The following is a 792-nucleotide window of genomic DNA, read 5'->3' as shown; positions in this document are numbered from 1 at the left end:
TAATTTTTCTAATGAAACATGGGTGTAGATCTGAGTAGCGGCTAAATTAGCATGGCCCAACAAATCCTTTACAGCATTTAAGTCTGCACCCTTTTCTAAAAGATGTGTTGCAAAAGTATGTCTTAATACATGAGGGCTATGTTTTTCTACCGAAGTATATTCTTGTAAATATTTCTTAACCGTTCGGTAAATTAAGGTTGGGTAAGAAGCATTACCCTCTTCGGTAACAATCAAGACATCAAATTTTTTCTTACCAAAACGCTTTTTCTTTTCATTCAAATAATTCTCAATTAAACTCACTAATGATTTGGAAAGTGGAATGACTCGTTCTTTACTTCTTTTACCTAACACTTTTGCCACAGCCTCTCTACAGTTAATATCGGTCTCTCTAAGATTAATCAATTCCGAAAGACGAATTCCCGTTCCATAAAGTAATTCCAAAATAAGTTGATCCCTCAAACCTGAAAAATCCTCCGAAAAATCACACTTGTCTAACAAGTTTTGGATATCATTTTCCTTAATAAACGTAGGAAGTCGCTTTGGTGTTTTCAATGCTTTGATTTTAAGCATTGGGTCAACTGAAATGGTTTCTCTTTTTAGTAAAAACTTATAGAATGTCCTTAAAGCTGCAATTTTTCGGTTGACTGTTGAAGGATGCATTTGGGCTTCAACGAGTGAGATAATCCATCCTCTGATTATAGGATGTCCTGCTTCTGAAGGGGAGGTTCCAGGCGAATTTTCAGTCAGATATTGTTGAAACTGAGAAAGATCGTTTTGATAGGATATTATGGT

1 protein-coding gene is annotated in these 792 nt (G+C 35.2%); it reads right to left on the bottom strand.

Going from position 1 to position 792, the window contains the following annotated elements; all coding sequences use genetic code 11:
• Positions 1-792, bottom strand: a 792-nt coding sequence (locus tag E1171_RS00540; RefSeq protein ID WP_155203063.1) for a tyrosine-type recombinase/integrase, incomplete at both ends; no start/stop codon positions are given.

Origin of the sequence: Xanthovirga aplysinae, assembly GCF_009711365.1 — a bacterium.
Classification (GTDB): domain Bacteria; phylum Bacteroidota; class Bacteroidia; order Cytophagales; family Cyclobacteriaceae; genus Xanthovirga; species Xanthovirga aplysinae.
This window is presented reverse-complemented; position numbering and strand designations above follow the sequence as displayed.